2 protein-coding genes are annotated in these 1,266 nt (G+C 51.5%); both read left to right on the top strand.

All coding sequences use genetic code 11. The annotated features are described in order from the left end of the window. Positions 1–523: LysR family transcriptional regulator substrate-binding protein (locus AC2VLY_RS15640; protein ID WP_486922599.1), on the top strand; the 523-nt coding region annotated here is incomplete at its 5' end. 49 nt (positions 524–572) lie between these two features. Then, positions 573–1,266: AI-2E family transporter (locus AC2VLY_RS15635; RefSeq protein WP_486922598.1), on the top strand; the 694-nt coding region annotated here is incomplete at its 3' end.

Here is a 1,266-nt window from a genome sequence, read left to right as displayed (position 1 = left end):
CTGGCAGGATATTCAGCTTTCCGAAATTGACATTCTTTTTTTTGAGGGGGATATGGATATTCCCAACCTCCCCGCCTACTACGAAAAACTGCCCTGGTGTGCGGATGAAATTATTGCCATCGTCCCCCATGACCATCCCCTGGCCATTCACGCGGAAGTTCCCATTCAGGATTTTCAGGTTTATCCAATCATCTGGCGGGAACCTTCCTCGGGTGTGCGCAAAATCATGGAAGGCGTTTTTAACGCCAGAGATATTCAGCCACAACGCTTCGTGGAAGTAGCTGATGTGGAATCGGTGGGCGCCATGGTTCAAGCCGGACTCGGAGTAGGCTTCATCACCCGAACGGTTTTTGAAAAACGCCTGGATTGGGGACTTCATGGTATCCGCATAGCCGCCCCCAGTCCGGTCTGGAGAAGCTATATTGCCGTCCCCAAAAGTCTGCAAAGATCCCGAGTACTTTCCACCTTCATGGATATTCTCGGCATCGACAGGAACGCCCGTAGCCGAACCCTACACGACTGATATACTCTGCGAATTCGCGGCTTGATCCACACGGAGCATACGTCAATTCATGCAACGCTTTTTTTTCCTGGCCATTTTGATTTTGCTGGGCTGGTTGACGATTCGTCTGTCTCCCGTTCTTACCCCCTTTTTACTGGCAGCCATTCTCGCCTATCTGGGCAACCCTCTGGTGACTTATCTCCAGCGTCATCGCATTGGACGCAGTTGGGGCACCACATTGGTGTTTGTGATTGTCCTGCTGATTTTTGCGGGTAGCATCATGGCCCTGTTACCGGTCATCAAGCATCAATCCCTGCTTTTTGTGGAGTATCTGCAAAAATATGGAGGATTACTGCAAAGCCGTTTGATCCCGCAAATTGCCGCAGCAACGGGTATTCAACTGGATAGCGGCGCTGTTTCCCACTATGCCACCAGTAATGCCCAGAAACTGGCCACATGGCTGGGACATGGCGTACAAGTTGCGTTGAGCTCCGGGTCAGGGCTATTGACCAGCGCATTAAGCATCATTCTGGTGCCGGTTCTGGGTTTTTATTTATTACGGGACTGGCCGCGTTTGCTGGTCCGGATTGATCAGTGGATTCCGCAAAAGCATGCACCCTTAATACGTCTTTTGAGCCGGGATGCCGACACCATGCTGATGGCCTTTCTGCGTGGCCAACTGCTGGTCATGCTCGCCCTGGGTTGCAGTTATGCCATTGGTCTCAGCATTATCGGCCTTAAAACCGCCATTCTCATTGGTCTGA

This window comes from Acidithiobacillus sp. TH-A36, assembly GCF_057473445.1.
The sequence above is the reverse complement of the archived record's forward strand: the minus strand, read 5'-3'. Positions and strand labels throughout refer to the sequence as shown.